General features: G+C 63.8%; 22 protein-coding genes. 14 read left to right on the top strand and 8 right to left on the bottom strand.

Translation table 11 applies throughout. The features are described from left to right. The first annotated feature begins 108 nt into the window (after window positions 1–108). The 10 genes from JI743_RS03315 to JI743_RS03360 all read left to right on the top strand — a co-directional run bounded on the left by JI743_RS03315 (window position 109) and on the right by JI743_RS03360 (window position 5,990). Window positions 109–732, top strand: coding sequence for a hypothetical protein (locus tag JI743_RS03315; RefSeq protein WP_201925909.1), 624 nt, complete (start codon window positions 109–111; stop codon window positions 730–732). Continuing rightward, the gene (locus JI743_RS03320) at window positions 729–1,502 is read left to right on the top strand and encodes a hypothetical protein (protein WP_201925912.1); all 774 of its coding nucleotides are present in this window, start codon (window positions 729–731) and stop codon (window positions 1,500–1,502) included. The genes JI743_RS03315 and JI743_RS03320 overlap by 4 nt, the downstream gene beginning before the upstream one ends. Window positions 1,503–1,588: 86 nt before the next feature. After that, on the top strand, window positions 1,589–2,662 hold the full coding sequence (locus tag JI743_RS03325; protein ID WP_201925913.1) for a hypothetical protein: 1,074 nt from the start codon (window positions 1,589–1,591) through the stop codon (window positions 2,660–2,662). Between the two features lie 335 nt (window positions 2,663–2,997). Beyond that, on the top strand, window positions 2,998–3,204 hold the full coding sequence (locus JI743_RS03330; RefSeq protein WP_201925914.1) for a cold-shock protein: 207 nt from the start codon (window positions 2,998–3,000) through the stop codon (window positions 3,202–3,204). A gap of 3 nt (window positions 3,205–3,207) precedes the next feature. After that, window positions 3,208–3,477 carry a translation initiation factor IF-1 gene (infA, locus tag JI743_RS03335; RefSeq protein ID WP_201925916.1) on the top strand — a complete coding sequence of 90 codons (270 nt, stop codon included), beginning with the start codon at window positions 3,208–3,210 and terminating at the stop codon, window positions 3,475–3,477. Window positions 3,478–3,517: 40 nt separating this feature from the next. After that, entirely contained in the window at window positions 3,518–3,661 is a 144-nt protein-coding gene (locus JI743_RS03340; RefSeq protein WP_201925918.1) for a hypothetical protein, read from the top strand. 52 nt (window positions 3,662–3,713) lie between these two features. Then, window positions 3,714–3,935, top strand: a complete 222-nt coding sequence (locus tag JI743_RS03345) for a hypothetical protein (RefSeq protein WP_201925920.1) — start codon at window positions 3,714–3,716, stop codon at window positions 3,933–3,935. Window positions 3,936–4,023: 88 nt separating this feature from the next. Beyond that, the gene (locus JI743_RS03350) at window positions 4,024–4,665 is read left to right on the top strand and encodes a TetR/AcrR family transcriptional regulator (protein ID WP_201925922.1); all 642 of its coding nucleotides are present in this window, start codon (window positions 4,024–4,026) and stop codon (window positions 4,663–4,665) included. Window positions 4,666–4,731: 66 nt separating this feature from the next. Next, window positions 4,732–5,172 (top strand): nuclear transport factor 2 family protein, encoded by a 441-nt coding sequence (locus JI743_RS03355; protein ID WP_201925924.1) that lies wholly within the window; start codon window positions 4,732–4,734, stop codon window positions 5,170–5,172. Then, window positions 5,169–5,990, top strand: a complete 822-nt coding sequence (locus JI743_RS03360; protein ID WP_201925926.1) for an arylamine N-acetyltransferase family protein — start codon at window positions 5,169–5,171, stop codon at window positions 5,988–5,990. The genes JI743_RS03355 and JI743_RS03360 overlap by 4 nt, the downstream gene beginning before the upstream one ends. On the opposite strand, the gene JI743_RS03365 is transcribed toward JI743_RS03360, so the two are convergent. Continuing rightward, on the bottom strand, window positions 5,987–6,982 hold the full coding sequence (locus JI743_RS03365) for a GlxA family transcriptional regulator (protein ID WP_201925929.1): 996 nt from the start codon (window positions 6,980–6,982) through the stop codon (window positions 5,987–5,989). The two genes, JI743_RS03360 and JI743_RS03365, sit on opposite strands and share 4 nt — an antisense overlap. Before the next feature lie 125 nt (window positions 6,983–7,107). On the opposite strand from JI743_RS03365, the gene JI743_RS03370 reads away from it, so the two are divergent. The 4 genes from JI743_RS03370 to JI743_RS03385 all read left to right on the top strand — a co-directional run bounded on the left by JI743_RS03370 (window position 7,108) and on the right by JI743_RS03385 (window position 10,403). Then, window positions 7,108–7,935: an alpha/beta fold hydrolase gene (locus JI743_RS03370; RefSeq protein WP_201925931.1), complete on the top strand. Its 828-nt coding sequence runs from the start codon at window positions 7,108–7,110 to the stop codon at window positions 7,933–7,935. A 63-nt stretch (window positions 7,936–7,998) separates the two neighbouring features. After that, a complete protein-coding gene (locus JI743_RS03375) occupies window positions 7,999–8,775 on the top strand; it encodes an SDR family NAD(P)-dependent oxidoreductase (protein ID WP_201925933.1) in 777 nt (258 codons plus the stop codon). A 21-nt stretch (window positions 8,776–8,796) separates the two neighbouring features. Then, window positions 8,797–9,297, top strand: a complete 501-nt coding sequence (locus tag JI743_RS03380) for a hypothetical protein (protein WP_201925936.1) — start codon at window positions 8,797–8,799, stop codon at window positions 9,295–9,297. 134 nt (window positions 9,298–9,431) lie between these two features. After that, the gene (locus JI743_RS03385) at window positions 9,432–10,403 is read left to right on the top strand and encodes an NAD(P)H-dependent flavin oxidoreductase (protein WP_201925938.1); all 972 of its coding nucleotides are present in this window, start codon (window positions 9,432–9,434) and stop codon (window positions 10,401–10,403) included. Here the strand turns inward: JI743_RS03385 and JI743_RS03390 are convergent. From JI743_RS03390 to JI743_RS03420, 7 genes are all read right to left on the bottom strand, one after another. After that, the gene (locus tag JI743_RS03390; protein ID WP_201925940.1) at window positions 10,393–10,875 is read right to left on the bottom strand and encodes an AHH domain-containing protein; all 483 of its coding nucleotides are present in this window, start codon (window positions 10,873–10,875) and stop codon (window positions 10,393–10,395) included. The genes JI743_RS03385 and JI743_RS03390 overlap by 11 nt on opposite strands. Continuing rightward, entirely contained in the window at window positions 10,875–11,693 is an 819-nt protein-coding gene (locus JI743_RS03395; protein WP_201925942.1) for a hypothetical protein, read from the bottom strand. The genes JI743_RS03390 and JI743_RS03395 overlap by 1 nt, the downstream gene beginning before the upstream one ends. Window positions 11,694–11,788: 95 nt before the next feature. Further along, the gene (locus tag JI743_RS03400; protein WP_390881101.1) at window positions 11,789–13,732 is read right to left on the bottom strand and encodes a potassium transporter Kup; all 1,944 of its coding nucleotides are present in this window, start codon (window positions 13,730–13,732) and stop codon (window positions 11,789–11,791) included. A 75-nt stretch (window positions 13,733–13,807) separates the two neighbouring features. Further along, the gene (locus JI743_RS03405; RefSeq protein WP_201925946.1) at window positions 13,808–14,458 is read right to left on the bottom strand and encodes a tetratricopeptide repeat protein; all 651 of its coding nucleotides are present in this window, start codon (window positions 14,456–14,458) and stop codon (window positions 13,808–13,810) included. Beyond that, entirely contained in the window at window positions 14,455–14,889 is a 435-nt protein-coding gene (locus JI743_RS03410; protein WP_201925948.1) for a cytochrome c-type biogenesis protein, read from the bottom strand. Before JI743_RS03410 ends, JI743_RS03405 begins: the two co-directional genes overlap by 4 nt. After that, a complete protein-coding gene (locus JI743_RS03415) occupies window positions 14,886–15,416 on the bottom strand; it encodes a DsbE family thiol:disulfide interchange protein (protein WP_201925950.1) in 531 nt (176 codons plus the stop codon). Before JI743_RS03415 ends, JI743_RS03410 begins: the two co-directional genes overlap by 4 nt. Continuing rightward, window positions 15,413–17,383, bottom strand: a complete 1,971-nt coding sequence (locus JI743_RS03420; protein ID WP_201925952.1) for a heme lyase CcmF/NrfE family subunit — start codon at window positions 17,381–17,383, stop codon at window positions 15,413–15,415. The genes JI743_RS03415 and JI743_RS03420 overlap by 4 nt, the downstream gene beginning before the upstream one ends. Window positions 17,384–17,406 lie beyond the last annotated feature (23 nt).

A 17,406-nucleotide genomic window follows, 5' to 3' on the forward strand; every position in this document is an offset into this window, starting at 1 on the left:
CCAAGCCAAATCATCCCGCTTGCGGTCATACTTTGCATGATCTTGTCTAACGCAATAAAACAAGACAGCATGTCCGTACTTAACGATCGACGTTGCTGAGGGGGAAATATGGCTGAGCAAGATATCGACGCTCTTCTGGCGCGCATGCCTGAAATTGCGACGGCTGTTAATGCTTTCAAATCCGAAAGCGTTCAACAGGCCGCGTTTGACGCACTCGTTTTGGCATTTGGCGTAACTGACGATAATCTGAAAAATGCCGAAGAGTCACCTATTCGGCAAGCTAAGACGCCTAAGCAGACTCAAACGACGCGCCAAGCCGCTAAATCCGAGAACTCGGGGCGTCAGAAGCGAAAGTCGCGGGCGACCGGCGGTAACGCCGGAGCAACGATAACACCGGTGAAAGATTTAAACTTACGTCCGAAAGGGTTAGAATCGTTCGATGACTTCATTGCGAAAAAACTTCCAAGAAACAATCAAGAGAAATTTACTATTGCTGTCTATTGGCTTGAAGAAATTGCAAAGGTTAGCCCGGTCACGCTCGCGCACCTAGCAGCGATATTTAAGCAAACTTCCGGATGGAGAGAGCCCGGAAATCTGAAGGTCGGCGTCCAGATGACGGGATTTCGAAAGAACACAATCGACACGTCGGACATGAGCAACCTGCGCACGACCCCGCATGGACGAAATTTCGTCGAACATGATCTGCCCTCAAAACCCACGAAGAATAAATGAGCGGATTAGATTCTAGCAAAGCGCTAACCGGAATCCCCGCTGCGCTCAGAACTCCACTTGTTGATGAATTCAACAAGCTCGTGCGGCACTACCGCGAAGGACGATGGGAGCCCGCCGAACTGAATGGCGGGAAACTTTGCGAAATTGTGTATTCAATTTTGCGAGGGCATGTTGACAATAGGTTCCCTTCCCGTCCCTCCAAACCTAGGAATATGGTGGATGCATGCCGTGCATTCGAAAACGAAACCGCGTTCCCTCGTTCTGTGCGCTTCCAAATCCCTAAGATGCTAATCTCGCTGTATGAAGTGAGAAACAATCGGAATGTCGGTCATGTGGGTGCCGACGTCGATCCGAACCACATGGATGCAACGGTAGTTCTGAGTATCACGCAGTGGATCATGGCGGAGCTCGTTCGCCTTTTTCACACCGTCAGCACGGAAGAAGCGACAGAAATCGTAAATAGCTTGGTAGATCGGACCTTTCCGCTGCTATGGAAGGTTGGTGACAAAGTAAGAATTCTGGACCCAAATATGAGCGCAAAAGACAAGTGTCTAGCTCTGATTTATGGATCAATTGGACCTCAAAATGTTAGATTTATCGTAGATTCCATAGAATATTCTAATATAACACAGTTCAAAATTAAAGTTCTGAAACCAATGCACAAATCTAAACTCATCGAATACGACAGGAAGAACGAATCTGTATCAATATCCCCTTTGGGGACTGCTTATGTCGAAAAGAACATCCTTCCATCCTGTACGATAATCTAAGAGATAAGATCTCAAAAATCCCCCTTTCCTACAATTCACCCATATGGTTCATTCTGTCGGTTTTAACTCACCGAAAGGACGAATCGATGGACGCGACCGACACCGAAGACACCCTCCCCCGCCGCCCCAGCTATCATTGGACGCCCGCGCTGCAGCGCGAATTTCTGGAGCATCTGGCCGCCACCGGCTCGGTGCGGACTGCGGCGATGCATGTGTCGATGTCGCCTTCGGCGGCGTACCAGCTTCGCCACCGGCCGGATGGCGCGGCGTTCAGGCTCGGCTGGGCGGCGGCGGTGCTGATCGCGCGCGAGCGGCTCGCCGACGAGCTGCTCGACCGCGCGATCTGGGGCTATGAGGAGACCGCGACGATCAGCCGCGAGGACGGGCGCAGCTTTGCGCGGCGGCAGCGCCGCGACAGCCGCCTTGGCCTCGCGATGCTCGCGCGGCTCGACCAGATGGTCGAGGTGCGCGCGCGGGCGGGCGAAGCGATGGCGGCGCAGGTGATCGCGGGCGACTGGCCGGGCTTCCTCGCGCTGTTCGATGCCGCGCAGGCGCAATTCGACGCCGCGCGCGCCGCCGCGGCCTCCCCCGACACCTCCCCCACCGGCGAGAGCGCCGACGCCCCGTCCGAAACCCCCACCGGCGCCGCCCCTTCCGCCGCCGTCCCCGGCCAGGGCGCCGCGCTGGCGGTCTGGCTCGCCGGGCGCGACAACCGCGCCAACCCGCTCGCCACCCTGTGGGCGGGAAGTGCAATCGCGAGTGAAGTTGCGCGGATTTCCGCCAATTTCGACGCCGGCCTCCCCGCCGATCTCGACTCCCGCTGCAATGCCCAGCCAACGGTCGCAGAGGCGGTCGGCGCAATGGGCGTGTGGCGCGACGGAGAGACCGGCGAATGGCGCACCGATTTCCCGCCCCCCGCCGACTTCACCGGGATCGAAGACGGCGAGTTCGGCGAGGCGCGTTACGAACGCACGCTCGACCCCGACGAGGAAATGGCGTGGGAGGCCGCGCGCGCCGCCGACGCCGCGCCGCTGCGCCATGCGGCAGAGGCGGCACGCCGCGCCTGCTTCGGCCTCCCCGCCCCCGCGAACGACCCCGACGATCACGACGCCGACGCCGACGCCGCCGCAGCCGCCCCGCGCGCCGCGGCGGGCGGCTGATCGCCGGACGGCCGTACCCCAAACCAGCGGCCAATTACCTGCGCCGCACCGGCAAAGAGTCGCCGTGGCCGCGGTCAGTATTTTCATGGCCCAGGCCAGAAAAAGCGAAGATCAAGCTGCGCGGATATTTGACTGCAAACATGGCGATATATCGCGTTCATTTTGCTGGAATTTGCGGAAAAACTTGACATTTTGAAAGGAGGCCTCCATTTATGCCGCGCTACCGTTGCCTGCGACGGAAATTAGAAGCCTTCGCGGCGGATACTTCCCTTCACTCGCTACCAGCTCCGTCGACGCTGTTGTCGCCGGATATCGTTTCGTGAAAGGAACATCCCATGCCGATAGGCACCGTAAAATTCTTCAACGCCGACAAGGGCTATGGCTTCATTTCGGACGAAGATGGCTCGGGCGACGCGTTCGTCCACATCACCGCCGTCCAGAACGCCGGCATGTCTGGTCTCGAAAAGGACCAGCGCATTTCGTACGAGCTGGAAACCGGCCGCAATGGCAAGACCTCGGCTGTCAATCTGACCCAGGCCTGATCTTTGGCGAAAGAAGAAGCGCTCAGCTTCGACGGCGTCATCGACGAGATCCTGCCCGACGGCCGCTTTGGCGTCGTGCTGGAAAATGGCCATCGCCTGATTGCCTATACGGCTGGCCGGATGCGGCGTTTCCGCATCCGGTCGGTCGTCGGCGATTCGGTGAAGGTCGAAATGACCCCCTATGACCTCTCCAAGGGACGCATCGTCTATCGCGATCGCGGTCCGGGAGCCGGGGGGGGCGGCCCGCGCGGCCGCCAGCCAAAGCGCCGATGACGGCGCCAATAGCAATAAAAGAATGAATATCAGAGGATTTATGTTCAACTACAGTAACGCATTCCCCCAATTGGCCAGCGCGCTGCACCGCGCCGTCCCGGCGCGCCCTGCGCCGCGCGACCGGCGCTCGCCGACGCTCTCGCGTCGCGAACTGCGCCGCCTGATCGCCGACATGATCGACTGATCGCACCACCCCGGCCGCGCCTCGCCGCGCGGCCGCCCAAAGGAGAAGCCCCGTGTCCGCCACCAGCGATTTCTATCTGAAACAGGCTGAAAAATGCGAAAGCGACGCAGTGGAAACCGCGCTCGGCAATGTGCGTGAGCGCAATCTGCGCGCCGCCGCCGCGTGGCGCACGATGGCCGACAAGCTGATCCTCACCGAACAGACGCGCGAGAAGCGCGTTGCGGACGCCGCGCGCGAGGCCGAACTGCGCGACAAGGCCGCCGCCACCGCCTGACGCGCCGCCGCGCGGGCTCCGCCGATTCGGGACAGCCGCGGGACAAATCGCGCCTGTCGCTTTGGCGAGACCCTTGTATCATGGCGCGATGACTGTCTCCCCCGACTCCGATCCGCGCGCGAACCAGAAACAGCGCACCCGCACCGCCATCGTCGACGCCGCGATCGCGCTGCTCGCCACCGGCTGCCGCCCGACGGTCAGCGAGGCCGCGACCGCCGCCAAAGTGTCGCGCGCGACCGCCTATCGCTATTTCCCGACGCAGGACTCGCTCCTCGTCGAGGCGGCGGCGCACGGCCCGGTCGAACCGATCGAGACGCTCGTCGCCGCGCAGACCGGCGACAACGCCCGCGCCCGCTTCGCCGAGCTGCAGGCGGCATTCAACGCGCTGGTGGGGGAGGAAGAGGCGGCAATGCGCATGGCGCTCCGCTCCTATCTCGACGCCTGGTTCGCGGCGCGCGAGCGCGGCACGCTCGCCCCCGACGTGCGGCAGGGGCGCCGCATGCGCTGGATCGCCGCGACGCTCGCCCCGGCGCGCGGCACGCTCGCCCCCGACACCGCGCAGCGCCTGTCGGCGGCGCTCGCGCTCACCCTCGGCATCGAGCCGCTGTTGGTGATGAAGGACATCTGCCGCTTGGATGACGCCGCCGCGCGCGATACGCTGCAATGGATGGCCAAGACGCTGCTCGAGGCCGCGCTGACAGAGCAAAGCGCGACGCGAAATGATGATTAGACTTTTCTCTTGTGGTGAGACTCGAGTCTCATTAATGGGCGCGCCACCCCAAAGGAGATTCGCATCATGACCCCCGAACAGATCGACAAGCTGATCAACGAACATTTCGAATATGAGGCCACGGACAACATCGACGCCGTCGTCGCCGGAATGACCCCCGACGCCGCACATCACGTCATCCCCTCGCCCGCCGGTCCGATTTCGGGGCACGCCGCGGTGCGCGCCTTTTACACGCGCCTCTTTGCCGCGATCGCCGGCGAAAAGGTCACGCCGGTCCGCCGCCTCTACGGCCCCGACTTCGTCGTCGACGAGGTGCTGTGGGAGGGCCAGGTCCACGACGGCAGCATCTTCCTGTGCGACGGCAAGAGTGGCCGCGTCACCTTCCGCATGCTCCACGTCTTCGAATTCGACGGCGAACTCGTAAAGAGCGAGCAGGTCTGGTGCGACCTCGCCGCGATCCAGGCGCAGCTCGGCGTCGGCGCTGCTGCGGCGGCCGTCGCGGCATGACCGCCGCCACTGCCGCGACCCCCGCGCAGCTTGCCGCCTATCTGGCGCGCATCGGCTTTGCGGGGATTCCGCGCGCCGACCTCGACACGCTCACCGCGATCCACCGCGCGCATGTCGAAAGCTTTGCGTGGAACTGCATCGACGCCTTTGTCGGGCGCGCAACGGGGCGCGACCCCGCGGCGGCCTTTGTCAAGATTGTCGAACAGGGGCGCGGCGGCTGGTGCTACGAAATGAACGGGCTGCTCGCCGCGATGCTCGAGGCGATCGGCTTTCGGCTGACGCGCCTTGCCGCCGCGGTGATGCGCGACGAACTGGGTGAGGTGTCGCTCGGCAATCATCTGATGATGATCGTCCATCTCGACCGCGATTATATCGCTGACGTCGGCCTCGGCTCGGGCCTTGTCGAGCCGATCCCCTTCGCCGCGGGCCGCACCACGCAGCGCGGCTCCGACTATGCGCTCGAACCCATTGCGGGCGGCTGGTGGCGTTTTCACAACCGGCCGGGCGTGCTGCCGCCCTATTTCGACTTTTCGCCCGACATCCACGACGAGTCTTTGCTCGACGGCAGCTGCCGCTGGCTCCAGACCGACCCCGCCTCGCCCTTCCGCCAGAATCTCGTCGTCCAGCGCTACACGCCGCACGGCCTCGACTCGCTGGTCGGACGCAGCCTGACGTGCCGCGACGCGAGCGGCGAGACGCAGCGCGAAATCGCCACCGCCGCTGAACTCGATACGGTGCTGCGCGAGCGCTTCGGTCTGTCGAACATCGACATCGCGGCCGTCTGGACGGGAATTGAAGCCACAACGCAGCCGGCCTAGGCGGCCGCGGGTACCGCGAAGCGTTGGCGATATTCGTGGGGCGTCAGCCCGGTAATGCGGTGGAACAGCTTGCGGAACGCCGCGGCATCCTCGTAACCGACGGTCCACGCGATCTGGTCGACGGTGCGGCGCGTGAATTCCAGCAACTCGCGCGCCTTGCCGACGCGCAGGTGCTGGACATATTCGACCGGGGTCATCCTCGTTGCCGCCTTGAACCGCCGCTGGAACGTCCGTTCTTCCAGCCCCGCCTCGGCGGCCATCGCGGGAACTGCAACCGGTCCCGGCCCCTTGGCCTGTAGCCAGTGCTGTACCTTCAGCACCGCTTCGTCGCCATGGCTCAGTTTGGGCGCAAAGCTCGCATAATTTTTCTGCTCGCGCCCCGCGGGGTCGATCAGCAGGAAGCGCGCCGTCTCCATCATCACCGTCGGACCCAGCAGCCGCTCGACGATCCGCAGCCCCAGGTCGGTCCACGCCATCAACCCGCCCGCGGTGATGATGTCGCCATCGTCGATCACCATCCGGTCGATCTCCAACCGTACATCGGGGAAACGCTCGCGAAATGCGTCGGCAAAAAACCAGTGCGTCGTCGCCGGCCGCCCGCCCAGCAATCCCGTCGCCGCGAGAGCAAACGACCCCGCGCAATTCGACGCGAGCACCGCGCCCTGCGCATGCCGGTCGAGCAGCCAGCGGGCATAGGGCTCCGCCTCTTCGGGATCGAGCAGGCGGTGCAGGCTCCCGGGCACGATCAGCACCGCAGGCCGATGGCATTCGGGCTCGTCCGGGTGGCTGTCATATGACGGCGCCATCCCGCCGCCTTCCTCGACCCGCCAATGGGTGACGCGGATCGGCGGGCGGTCGTGCTTGACTGCAAAGCGTCCCGCAATGTCGAACAAGTCGGTGATCCCGTGAACCATCCCCATCTGACAATCGGGATAGGTCATCACCCCGACCTCGATCAGCGGCACACTGGTTTCGCCCGGCTGTTTCGGCATGAGTCGACTCCTTGTCGTAATCAGCCCGCATAATGTCGTTTCCGCCAATCCCTTTCAAGGGGGCAAGCACTTAAATCCGAAAACACCGGCGGACAGGACCGCCCGACACCCGAAAGGAAAGCATCATGACCACGATCAAAACCAAGGACGGCACGAACATCTTCTTCAAGGACTGGGGTCCGAAGGACGGCCAGCCCATCGTCTTCTCACACGGCTGGCCGTTGACCGCCGACGCATGGGATGCGCAGATGGTGTTCTTTGCTGGCAAAGGCTTCCGCACGATTGCCCACGACCGCCGCAGCCACGGCCGTTCGGACCAGGTCTGGGACAATAACACCATGGACCAATATGCCGACGATCTCGCCGAACTGATCGAACAGCTCAACCTCAACGACGTCATCCTCGTCGGCCACTCGACCGGCGGCGGCGAAGTCACCCGCTATATCGGTCGCCACGGTACTGCCCGCGTCGCCAAGGTTGCGCTGATCGGCGCAGTTCCGCCCCTGATGCTCAAGACCGAAGCCAATCCGGGCGGGCTGCCGATCGACGTGTTCGACGGCATCCGCAAGGGCACGTTCGACAATCGGGCGCAATTCTTCAAGGATCTGACCATTCCCTTCTACGGCTATAACCGCGACGGCGCGGTCGTTTCCGAAGCGGTGCGCGACGATTTCGTGCGCCAGGGACTGATGGGCGGCCTGAAGGGCGAACTCGACAGCATCCGCGCCTTTTCGGAAAGCGACTTCAACGACGACCTCAAGAAGTTCGACAAGCCGACTCTCGTCCTCCACGGCGACGACGACCAGATCGTTCCGATCGACGCCTCGGCCCATTCGACGGTCAAGATCGTCAAGCATGCGGTGCTGAAGGTCTATGAAGGCGCCGACCACGGCCTGACGGTGACCCATCAGGACCGGTTCAACGCCGATCTTCTCGATTTCATCAACGGATGATACAAGGCAGGGCGCGGTGCCGGCCGGCACCGCGCCCTTCGCCCCGGACAAGGGAGTGAAGACATGACTCAGGACACCTATCTCATCACCGGCGCATCGGACGGCATCGGCGCGGTCTATGCCGACCGGCTGGCCAAGCGCGGCGTCAATCTGATCCTCGTCGCGCGCCGCGCCGACAAGCTCGAAACCCTCGCCGCCCGGCTGCGCGCCGAAACCGGCGTTGCGGTGGACATCATTGCCGCCGACCTCGCCGACGCCGCCGATCTCGCCCGCATAGAAAACCGCCTGCGCAGCGACACCGCGATCACGGGCCTTGTCAACAATGCGGGGATTGCGGGCGAAACAGCATTTGTCGAGGCCGACCCCGCGCATCTGACCGCGCTGGTCAACCTCAACATTCTTGCCGTCACCCGGCTTTCCGCCGCGATCGCGCCGCGCCTTGCCACCGCAGGATCGGGGGCAATCATCAACATCACCTCGGTCACCGCGCTGCTGCCCGATGGCTTCACTGCGGCCTATCCCGCCAGCAAGGCATTCGTGCTCGCCTTTTCCGAAGCGCTGAACGTCGAACTGGGCGCAAAGGGCGTCCGCGTGCAGGCGGTGCTCCCCGGCATCACACGCACACCGATCTGGGACGAGGCACAACTCGCAAACATCCCGGCAGAGATGGTGATGGACGTCGACGACATGGTCGATGCCGCGCTCAAGGGGTTTGACATCGGCGAAACCGTGACGATCCCGGCGCTTCCGGATCAAGCCGACTATGACGCCTATATCGCCGCGCGCGCCGCGCTCCGTCCCAACCTGTCGCGGTCCCAGCCCGCGGCACGCTATCGCTGAGCGAACGAAAGGAGATCTGCCATGATCCTCGGACTCACCATTCCGCAGTTCACCGCGCTCCACGTCGCGATCAGCTTCGTCGGCATCGGCAGCGGCCTGATCGCCCTGCTCGCCTTCGCCCGCGGACGCCTCATGCCGCGCACGATGGGCATCTTCCTCTGGACGACTTTGCTCACCACGCTCACCGGCTTCCTCTTTCCGATCGTCGCCTTCACGCCGGCCCTCGGGGTCGGGATCGTGTCGACGCTGATCCTCGTCGCAGCTTTCTGGGCCTGGTACGGTCGCAGACTTACGGGGGCCGCCGGGAGCGTCTTTGCTGTGACGGCAACGGTCGCGCTGTGGCTCAACCTGTTCGTGCTCGTCGTGCAATCCTTCCTGAAGGTCCCGGCGCTCAACGCGCTCGCCCCGACAGGAAGCGAGCCGCCCTTCGCTGCCGCACAGGCCCTTCTGCTTCTCGCTATGATTGCACTCGGTTACGCTGCGGTCCGATCGGTGCGCCCCCGCGCGGATGTCCGACCCTGACGGTTACAAAGGCAGAGACGGTGGCCAGCCGTCCCTGTCCCGCTTCCATTCCGCGCCCTGTCACTCTCACCCACTTGCGCTGCCTTCCGTTGACGTTAAGGTAAGTTTCAAAGCGCAACCGGAGAGAGTGATTCATGGCCCTTCCCCCGATTTTCGACCGCCTTCGCCTGCCCGTCATCGGGTCGCCCCTGTTCATCGTCTCCGGCCCCGAACTCGTCATCGCACAATGCAAGGCCGGGATCGTCGGGAGCTTCCCCGCGCTCAACGCGCGCCCGCAGTCGATGCTCGACGAATGGCTCCACCGGATCACCGAGGAGCTGGCGGCGTGGGACCGCGACAATCCCGACCGCCCCGCCGCACCCTATGCCGTCAACCAGATTGTCCATCGCTCGAACGACCGGCTCGAGGCCGACATTGCGACCTGCGCCAAATGGAAGGTGCCGATCACCATCACCTCGCTTGGCGCGCGCGAGGAACTCAATCAGGCAGTCCATAGTTGGGGCGGCATCACGATGCACGACATCATCAACGACCGCTTTGCGCGCAAGGCAGTCGAAAAGGGTGCCGATGGCCTGATCCCGGTCGCGGCTGGCGCGGGCGGTCATGCCGGCGTCCAGTCGCCCTTTGCGCTCGTGCAGGAAATCCGCGAATGGTTCGACGGCCCGATTGCATTGTCGGGCGCCATCGGCCACGGTCGTTCGGTGCTGGCAGCGCAGGCGTGCGGGGCCGATCTTGCCTATATCGGCAGTGCCTTCATCGCGTGCGAGGAAGCAAACGCCAGCGACGATTACAAGCAAGGCATTGTCGAGGGCCGCGCCGCCGATATCGTCTATTCGAATCTTTTCACCGGCGTTCACGGCAATTATCTGCGCGGTTCGATTTCGGCGGCCGGACTCGATCCCGACGCGCTGCCCGAAGGCGACCTCAAGACGATGAATTTCGGTTCTGGCGGCAATACCAAGGTAAAGGCCTGGAAGGACATTTGGGGATCGGGCCAGGGTATCGGCGCGGTGCGCTCGGTCGGCCCGGTCGCCGATTTCGTCGCGCGGCTGACCGAGGAGTATCGCGACGCCTATCACGCGCTCGAAGGCAAATTCATCCGCTGACGAGCGCGTACATCCGATCGATCGCGGCATCGAGATAGGGACGATCGACAAAGAGTCGCATGGGATCGCGTCGGTTGAGCCAGAATCCGCCGCGATGCCCGTCGGTCAACGCTCGCCGCATCGTCTTCTGAATCAGGCACAGGCGCATCACTGCCGTACGGCGCGCAGTGCAATAATCGCTGTGTGCCTGCCGCTCGAACGTAGCGCGGACCTGTTCAACGCGCGCCGCGATCACGTCGGTATATCCCCGATGCGGTCCGCGGTGCAGCGCGTGCCCTGAGCGCAGCGCCATTTCTTCCCGGGCGGGGAGCATGACGCCGTTGCGATCAAATTGCTGCAATGCAAAGCCCTCACGTCGCAAATGGTCGAACATCGTCGCCATTTGGCTTCGCCGCAGGATTGCAACCGGAATCAGATGGTGGCGCTGAAACCCCGCTCGAGCTGGCGGTGCGCAGTGCCAGCGCGCCGCCATCAGCGGTGATCGATAAATTCGACTGCAACGATCGTCGGGGAATTGGCGGCGCGGGCAGGATGCAGAACAAGCCTGATCGACTCCCCCGCCGTCATACCCCGAATCCGCTGCGGACCGTCGATCGCCCCATGAAGAATGACATCGATGGCGATGCGGGCCAATCGCTTTACGCCGTCGGCGATTGTCCAGCCGGAAGGCAGATGTGCCCGTAATTCCTGATCCGAAAACAGAGCCAGACCGCGCGTCGAAACGACGTCGGCACCGTCAATCTCACTGCGGCGAAAAGCGACGAGATGAAGTACCGGCGGCATGCTGCTCGCCATCATCTCGGCAACGGCACTGCGCAACTGCGATGCGTCGGACCAAAGACGTGCGGGGGGCCAAAAGAAATGGCTCGCGTCGAACAGGTCAACCGCCAGCACGACCAGCTTGAGATAGTCGCGTTGCGGCAACGACGCCGCGCCAGTCATCTCGGGAACGAAGCGCCAGCATTTGTCTGTTTTGTTCCAATTGGCAGGCAGGCTCGCTGCCAGCAGGCTGGTCGCCGGGTCGGCAGGGTCCGCCTCTGTCACTGCGCCGTCCGCCGCAGGTCCGGCGAGGACCGTCACCGATCCAAAGCGAATCCGGTAACAGGGTAGTCGGATTTCATCGGTCAAATTCGCTGGGACCGATTGAAGCGTTTCGGGCTGCAGCCCCATGTGGCGCATCGCCGTTTCGATGTGGCCGGCGTCGGCGCCGTGCAGCCTCGGACCGATAATCAGGGCGAAGGGTTCCGGGACAACCGGCAAAATATTCTTATCGCTGTCGCCGACGTTCATCTGCTTGCCGACCTTTGCTTGACGACCCCTGCATCGCAAGACTTGCGCCGATGTTCAAATGCTTATTGCATCCCGGCCATGACAGCGCCGGTTCGTCAGATTGCGACCTGGCTTCCCAGTTCGACCACGCGGTTGGTCGGCAAACGGAAATATTCCATCGCGCTTTCCGAGTTCCGAAGCATCCACGCGAACAATTTTTCGCGCCAGATCGGCATTCCCGGCGTTTTCGCGGCGATCAGCGTCTGACGCGACAGGAAAAAGCTGGTCTCGATCATCTTGAACTCGCCGCCACAGCTTGTGACGCGGTCCAGTGCTGCCGGGACATCGACAGGCTGCATGAAACCATAATTCAGGATCAGGCGGTGGAAACCCTGCCCCAGATCGTCGAGAGAACAGAGTTTCTCTGCGCTGACAAACGGCACGTCGGCGATCTTGATGGTCAGCAGGATGACGCGCTGGTGCAGCACCTTGTTGTGCTTCAGATTGTGGAGCAGCGCGTGCGGCACCCCGTCCGAACTCGATGTCATGAACACCGCGGTACCCGGAACGCGCGTCGCGCTGTTCGCCGCCGATTTCACGAAGATCGGGATCGGCATTGCGCCTTCGGCCATTTCCTGCTGCATCAGCTTGCGCCCGCGCGACCAGGTGGTCAGCAAGGTAAAGATCGTCAGGCCAATGGCGAGCGGCACCCAGCCGCCGTCCGGAACCTTGATCAGATTCGCACCGAAATAGGCGATGTCGACGATGAAGAAGACGGCTAGCACCGGCAGCGCCTTCCACGCCGGCCATTTCCACAGCGCGAACAGCACAACGCTCATCAGGCAGGTGTCGATGAACATCGCCCCCGTCACCGCGATGCCATAGGCGGCCGCGAGGTTGCTCGACGATCCGAAGAAGAGGACGAGGATGATGACCATCACCATCAGCCCCCAGTTGACGACTGGAATATATATCTGCCCGGCCGTCGCGGCGCTCGTATGCTCGACGCGCAGGCGCGGCATGAAGCCGAGTTGGATCGCCTGCTGGGTGAGCGAGAAGGCGCCCGAAATCACCGCTTGGCTCGCGATGATCGTCGCGAGCAGCGCAAGGATGACGACGGGTATGCGCCACGCGTCGGGCATCATCAGGAAAAAGGGGTCCTGGATCAATCCAAGCCGTGCCCCCGCCTCGGCGCTCAACACCATCGCGCCCTGTCCCATATAGTTGAGCATCAGCGCGGGGAGCACGAAGAACAGCCAGCTGATCCCTATCGGCCCGCGTCCGAAATGGCCCATGTCGGCATAAAGCGCCTCGGCACCCGTCACCGCAAGCACCACCGCGCCGAGCGCAATGAATGCGGTGAAGCCGTCAACATAGAAAAAGCGCAGCGCATTGACCGGATTCAGCGTGTGGAGGATGATCTGCGGATGCTCGAAAATATGCATGATCCCAAGCGTCGCGAGCATCAGGAAGTAACAGAGCATGATCGGCCCGAACAATCCGCCGACCTTCGCCGTCCCGCGCGACTGGATCGCGAACAGCCCGATCAGGATCGCGAGCGCAATCGGCACGATATAGGGCTCGAACCCCTGATTGATGTAGCTCAGCCCCTCGGTTGCCGACAGCACCGACATCGCCGGGGTGATCATGCTGTCGCCGTAAAAGAGCGCGGTCGCGAACACGCCGAGCAGGATGATCGGCCATGTCCAGCGCTTGCCTTCCGACGAGCGACTGATCAGCGCGAGCAGGGCAAGACTGCCCCCTTCACCCTTGTTGTCGGCGCGCATGATCGTCATCACATATTTGAAGGTGACGACGAGCATCATCGACCAGAAGACAAGGCTGAGCACGCCATAGATGTGCAGCCGGTCGGGATCGATCGAGTGATGCCCCGCAAAAGTTTCGCGAAACGCGTAAAGCGGGCTGGTGCCGATGTCGCCGAACACGACGCCGACAGCGCCGACGGCCAGCTTCAGCCTGCCATCGCCATGATGTCCGTGGCCGTGATGGCCGGAAGCGGCGGCGGGAGACGCGGGCGCGTCTGCGCCCTCGGCCGCCAATTGCGACTCAGAAGTCATGCCGCGCCCCTTAGACGAGTGCGCGGCGAGAAAACAGGTTCCAAATTGGGACGCATATCAGCGCTGCGTCGCGCTTTCGGGCGGCAGTGCGGGTCCGAGCGCCTGCCGCAGCTGGGCAAGCCGCGCTTCGAGGTCGGGACGCCACGGCGCGCCATCGGGGCTGCGCGCCAGCAATTCGCTCCACACCGCCTCGGCGCCTTTGAGGTCGCCGCTCTGCGCCAGCGCCAGCCCCGCGAAAAAGGGTGGCGCCGGATGGTTCGGATCGCGCTTTGCTGCCTCGTCGAACGCCAGCGCCGACGCGGGCGACATCACCCCGCCGCCATGCGCGACGAGCGCATTGCCGAGCCCGACCCAAAGGTCGACATTGTCGGGGTGCTGCTCCAGCCCCTTTTGCAGCGTCTGCGCCGCGAGCGCAGTCTTGCCCGTGCGCGCGAAGCCATCGGACATGCCGAGCCATTGCGCCGCCGGACCGAAGCGGTCGGCCATCCCCTGCCGCTGGTCCTTGATCGCCTCGCCAAAGCCCTCGGGCTCGTCGAATCCCGCCACCGGCTTTCCGGGTAACGAGGGATTCCCCTGCAAGGCATAGCCGGCAAGGCCCAGCATCACCGCCGCTGCGGCGAGTGGACGCGTCGTTGCGGGCAACCGGCCGGGCCAGACGAAAGCGCCGATGGTCAGCGCCGCGGCGAGAAGGACCCAGAGCCAGGTCATGTCGCCCCGCCCTCTTCCTCGTCCTTGGCGCCGCGCAGCCGCCCAAAAGCAAGCCAGCCTCCGATTGCAAGGAAGGCAAGTGGTCCGAGCCACAACAACGCGGTCGCGCCATCGAACGGCGGGTCATAACTCACCCAATTGCCATAGCGCGCGACGAGCCATTCGCGGATTGCGTCGGGGCTTTCGCCAGCGGCAAGCTTGCTCCGCACCTCGTGCCGCATGTCACCCGCGAGCGGCGCGTCGCTGTCGGCGATCGACTGACCCTGACAGACCAGGCAGCGCAGCGTTTCCATCAGCGCCTTCGCCTGCGCTTCCTTCGCAGGGTCCTGAAGCTGCTGATAGGCATAGGGCGCCGACGGCAGCCGGTCTTGCGCTGCCGCGGGTGCCGCCGCCGCGCAGAGGAGCAGCGCAAGGGCTAGCCGCAACCTCATTCCATCGCCTCCAGCTTGGCGACAATCTCCGGCACCTGATCGGCGAGGATCACGCCCTGGATCTGCTCGCGAATGATACCCTTGCCATCGACGAGAAAGGTTTCGGGAACGCCCGACGATCCGAGCGCGATCTGGACGCTGCTTTGCATATCCGAGCCGATACGGTCGAAGGGGTTGCCATATTCGCGCAGGAATTGAGCGACATCCTCGGGCCGGTCGCGGATCGCGATGCCGTCAATCGGGACGCCCGCCTGTTTCAGCGCTTCGAGCTGCGGCGCCTCGGCGCGGCACGGGATGCACCAGCTTGCAAAGACATTGACGAGGCGCGGCCGCCCGTCGGCGAGGTCGCTGCTTTTCAGCCCCTCGACGCCTTCGGTCGCGGGCGGCAGGTCGAACAGCGGCATCGGCTTGTCGATCCATTGCGACTGGATCAGCGTTTCGGCAGGAACCGTCAGCCGATATATGAAGGCGCCGAACAGCAGCCCCATGATCGCCAGCGGCACGAAAAGGACCCAGCGGTTCTTCATGGCGCGAAACGCTCCTCTGCCTTGCGCGCGCGCCGGACGCGCCAGATCGCCAGCAATTGTGCGCGCCCGATCAGCGCGAGCGCGGCACCGAGCGCGATCAGCCCGCCGCCGAGCCATATCCACCATACGAGCGGCTTCCACCACAGCCGCAGCTGATAGCGGTCGGGCGTACCGTTCGTCCCCGGAACCGGCTGGCCGAGAACCGCATAAAGCTGACCGCCCGGCCGCGTCAGCAGCGCGGCTTCATTGGTTTCGGTCGGCGCAGTGCCCATCAGCCCCGGGAACATCCGCGATTCGGGCTTGAGCACGAACGACGCGCCGCCCGGCGTCGTCGCGGTCAGCGACCCTTCGAGCGCTGTGTAATTGGGCCCCGCGACCGGCCTCACCCCGTCGAAGCGCACGGCAAAATCGGCGACGCGCACCGTTTCGCCCGGCGCCGCGGCGACCAGTCGTTCCTTGATGAACGCGCTCTCGGCCGCCATCCCGGCAAGCGCCACCGCCACGCCAAAGTGGGCAAGGACCATCCCCCACGTCGGCAGCGGGGTACGGCGCAGATTGCGGTTCCACAGCGGCGCCAAGCTCGCGACCGCCACGACGCCCGCAACGGACATCCCCAGCAGCGGCAGGATGCCGATCTTGCCGCCAAACAGAACGAGTGCGAACAGCACCGCCGCACCCGCGAAGATCGCGGGCGGCAGGCGCGACCAGAGCTTCCGGCCGTCATCCTTGCGCCACGCGAGCAACGGCCCGGCGACCATGACAAGGCAAAGGATCAGCGCAAGCGGCCCCGCGACGCGGTTGTAATAAGGCGGCCCGACCGAAATCTTCTCCCCCATCGCCTCGGCAACGATCGGATAGAGCGTGCCGAGCAGCACAAGCGCGAGGATCGTCGTCAGCAGCAGGTTGTTGATGACAAGCGAGCCTTCGCGGCTGACCAGCGCGAACTTCTTCCCCTCGGCCACCGTTCCCGCGCGGATCGCAAACAGGGTCAGCGCGCCGCCGATGTAAAGCGCCATCAGCACGAGCAGGAAAGTCCCGCGCTCGGGATCGACCGCAAAGCTGTGGACGCTGGTCAACAGGCCCGACCGCACGATGAAGGTCCCGACCATCGACATCGAAAAGCCGATCACCGCGAGCATCACCGTCCAGGCGCGCAGCGCGTTGCGCGTCGCCGTCACCGCGACCGAATGGAGCAAGGCGGCGCCCGCGAGCCACGGGATCAGCGAGACATTCTCGACCGGGTCCCAGAACCACCAGCCGCCCCAGCCGAGCTCATAATAGGCCCAATAGCTGCCCGCGGTGATACCGAGCGTCAGGAATATCCAGCTCCCCAGCACCCACGGCCGCATCGCGCGCGCAAAGGCGGGGCCGATCTCGCGCGTCACCAGCGCGCCGACCGCAAAGCTGAACGCAACCGACAGGCCGACATAGCCGACGTAGAGCGTCGGCGGGTGGAAGGCGAGCCCGATGTCCTGGAGCAGCGGGTTGAGCCCTTGCCCGTCGGGCGGCGCGACCGGCAACCGGTTGAACGGGTTCGACGAGAAGAGCAGGAAGGCGAAAAACCCCAGGCTGAGCGCCGCCTGCGCGGTGAGCGTGGCGATCAGCGTATCCTCGCGCAGCCGCTTCTCGAACAACGCGACGAGCGCGCCCGACAGGCCGAGGATCGTCAGCCACAACAGCATCGACCCTTCGTGATTGCCCCATGCGCCGGCGACCTTGAAGATCATCGGCTTCAGGCTGTTGCTGTTGCGCGCGACAAGCTCGACCGACATGTCGGAGCGCACGAACAATGCTATCAACAACGCAAATGCAACCGCGGTGAGCACGCCCTGCGCCACGCTCGCCGGGCGCACCAGCGACGCAAGGTCTTTCGGCCCCGCGCGCAGGAACAGCGCGCCCGCGATCAGCGACAGGCAGGCAAGCGCCGCAGCGATCCACAAGAGGGCGAGGCCGAGTTCGGCAATCATTCCGCTACGTCCTCAAACCGGTC

Source organism: Sphingopyxis jiangsuensis, from assembly GCF_016734905.1.
Classification (GTDB): domain Bacteria; phylum Pseudomonadota; class Alphaproteobacteria; order Sphingomonadales; family Sphingomonadaceae; genus Sphingopyxis; species Sphingopyxis jiangsuensis.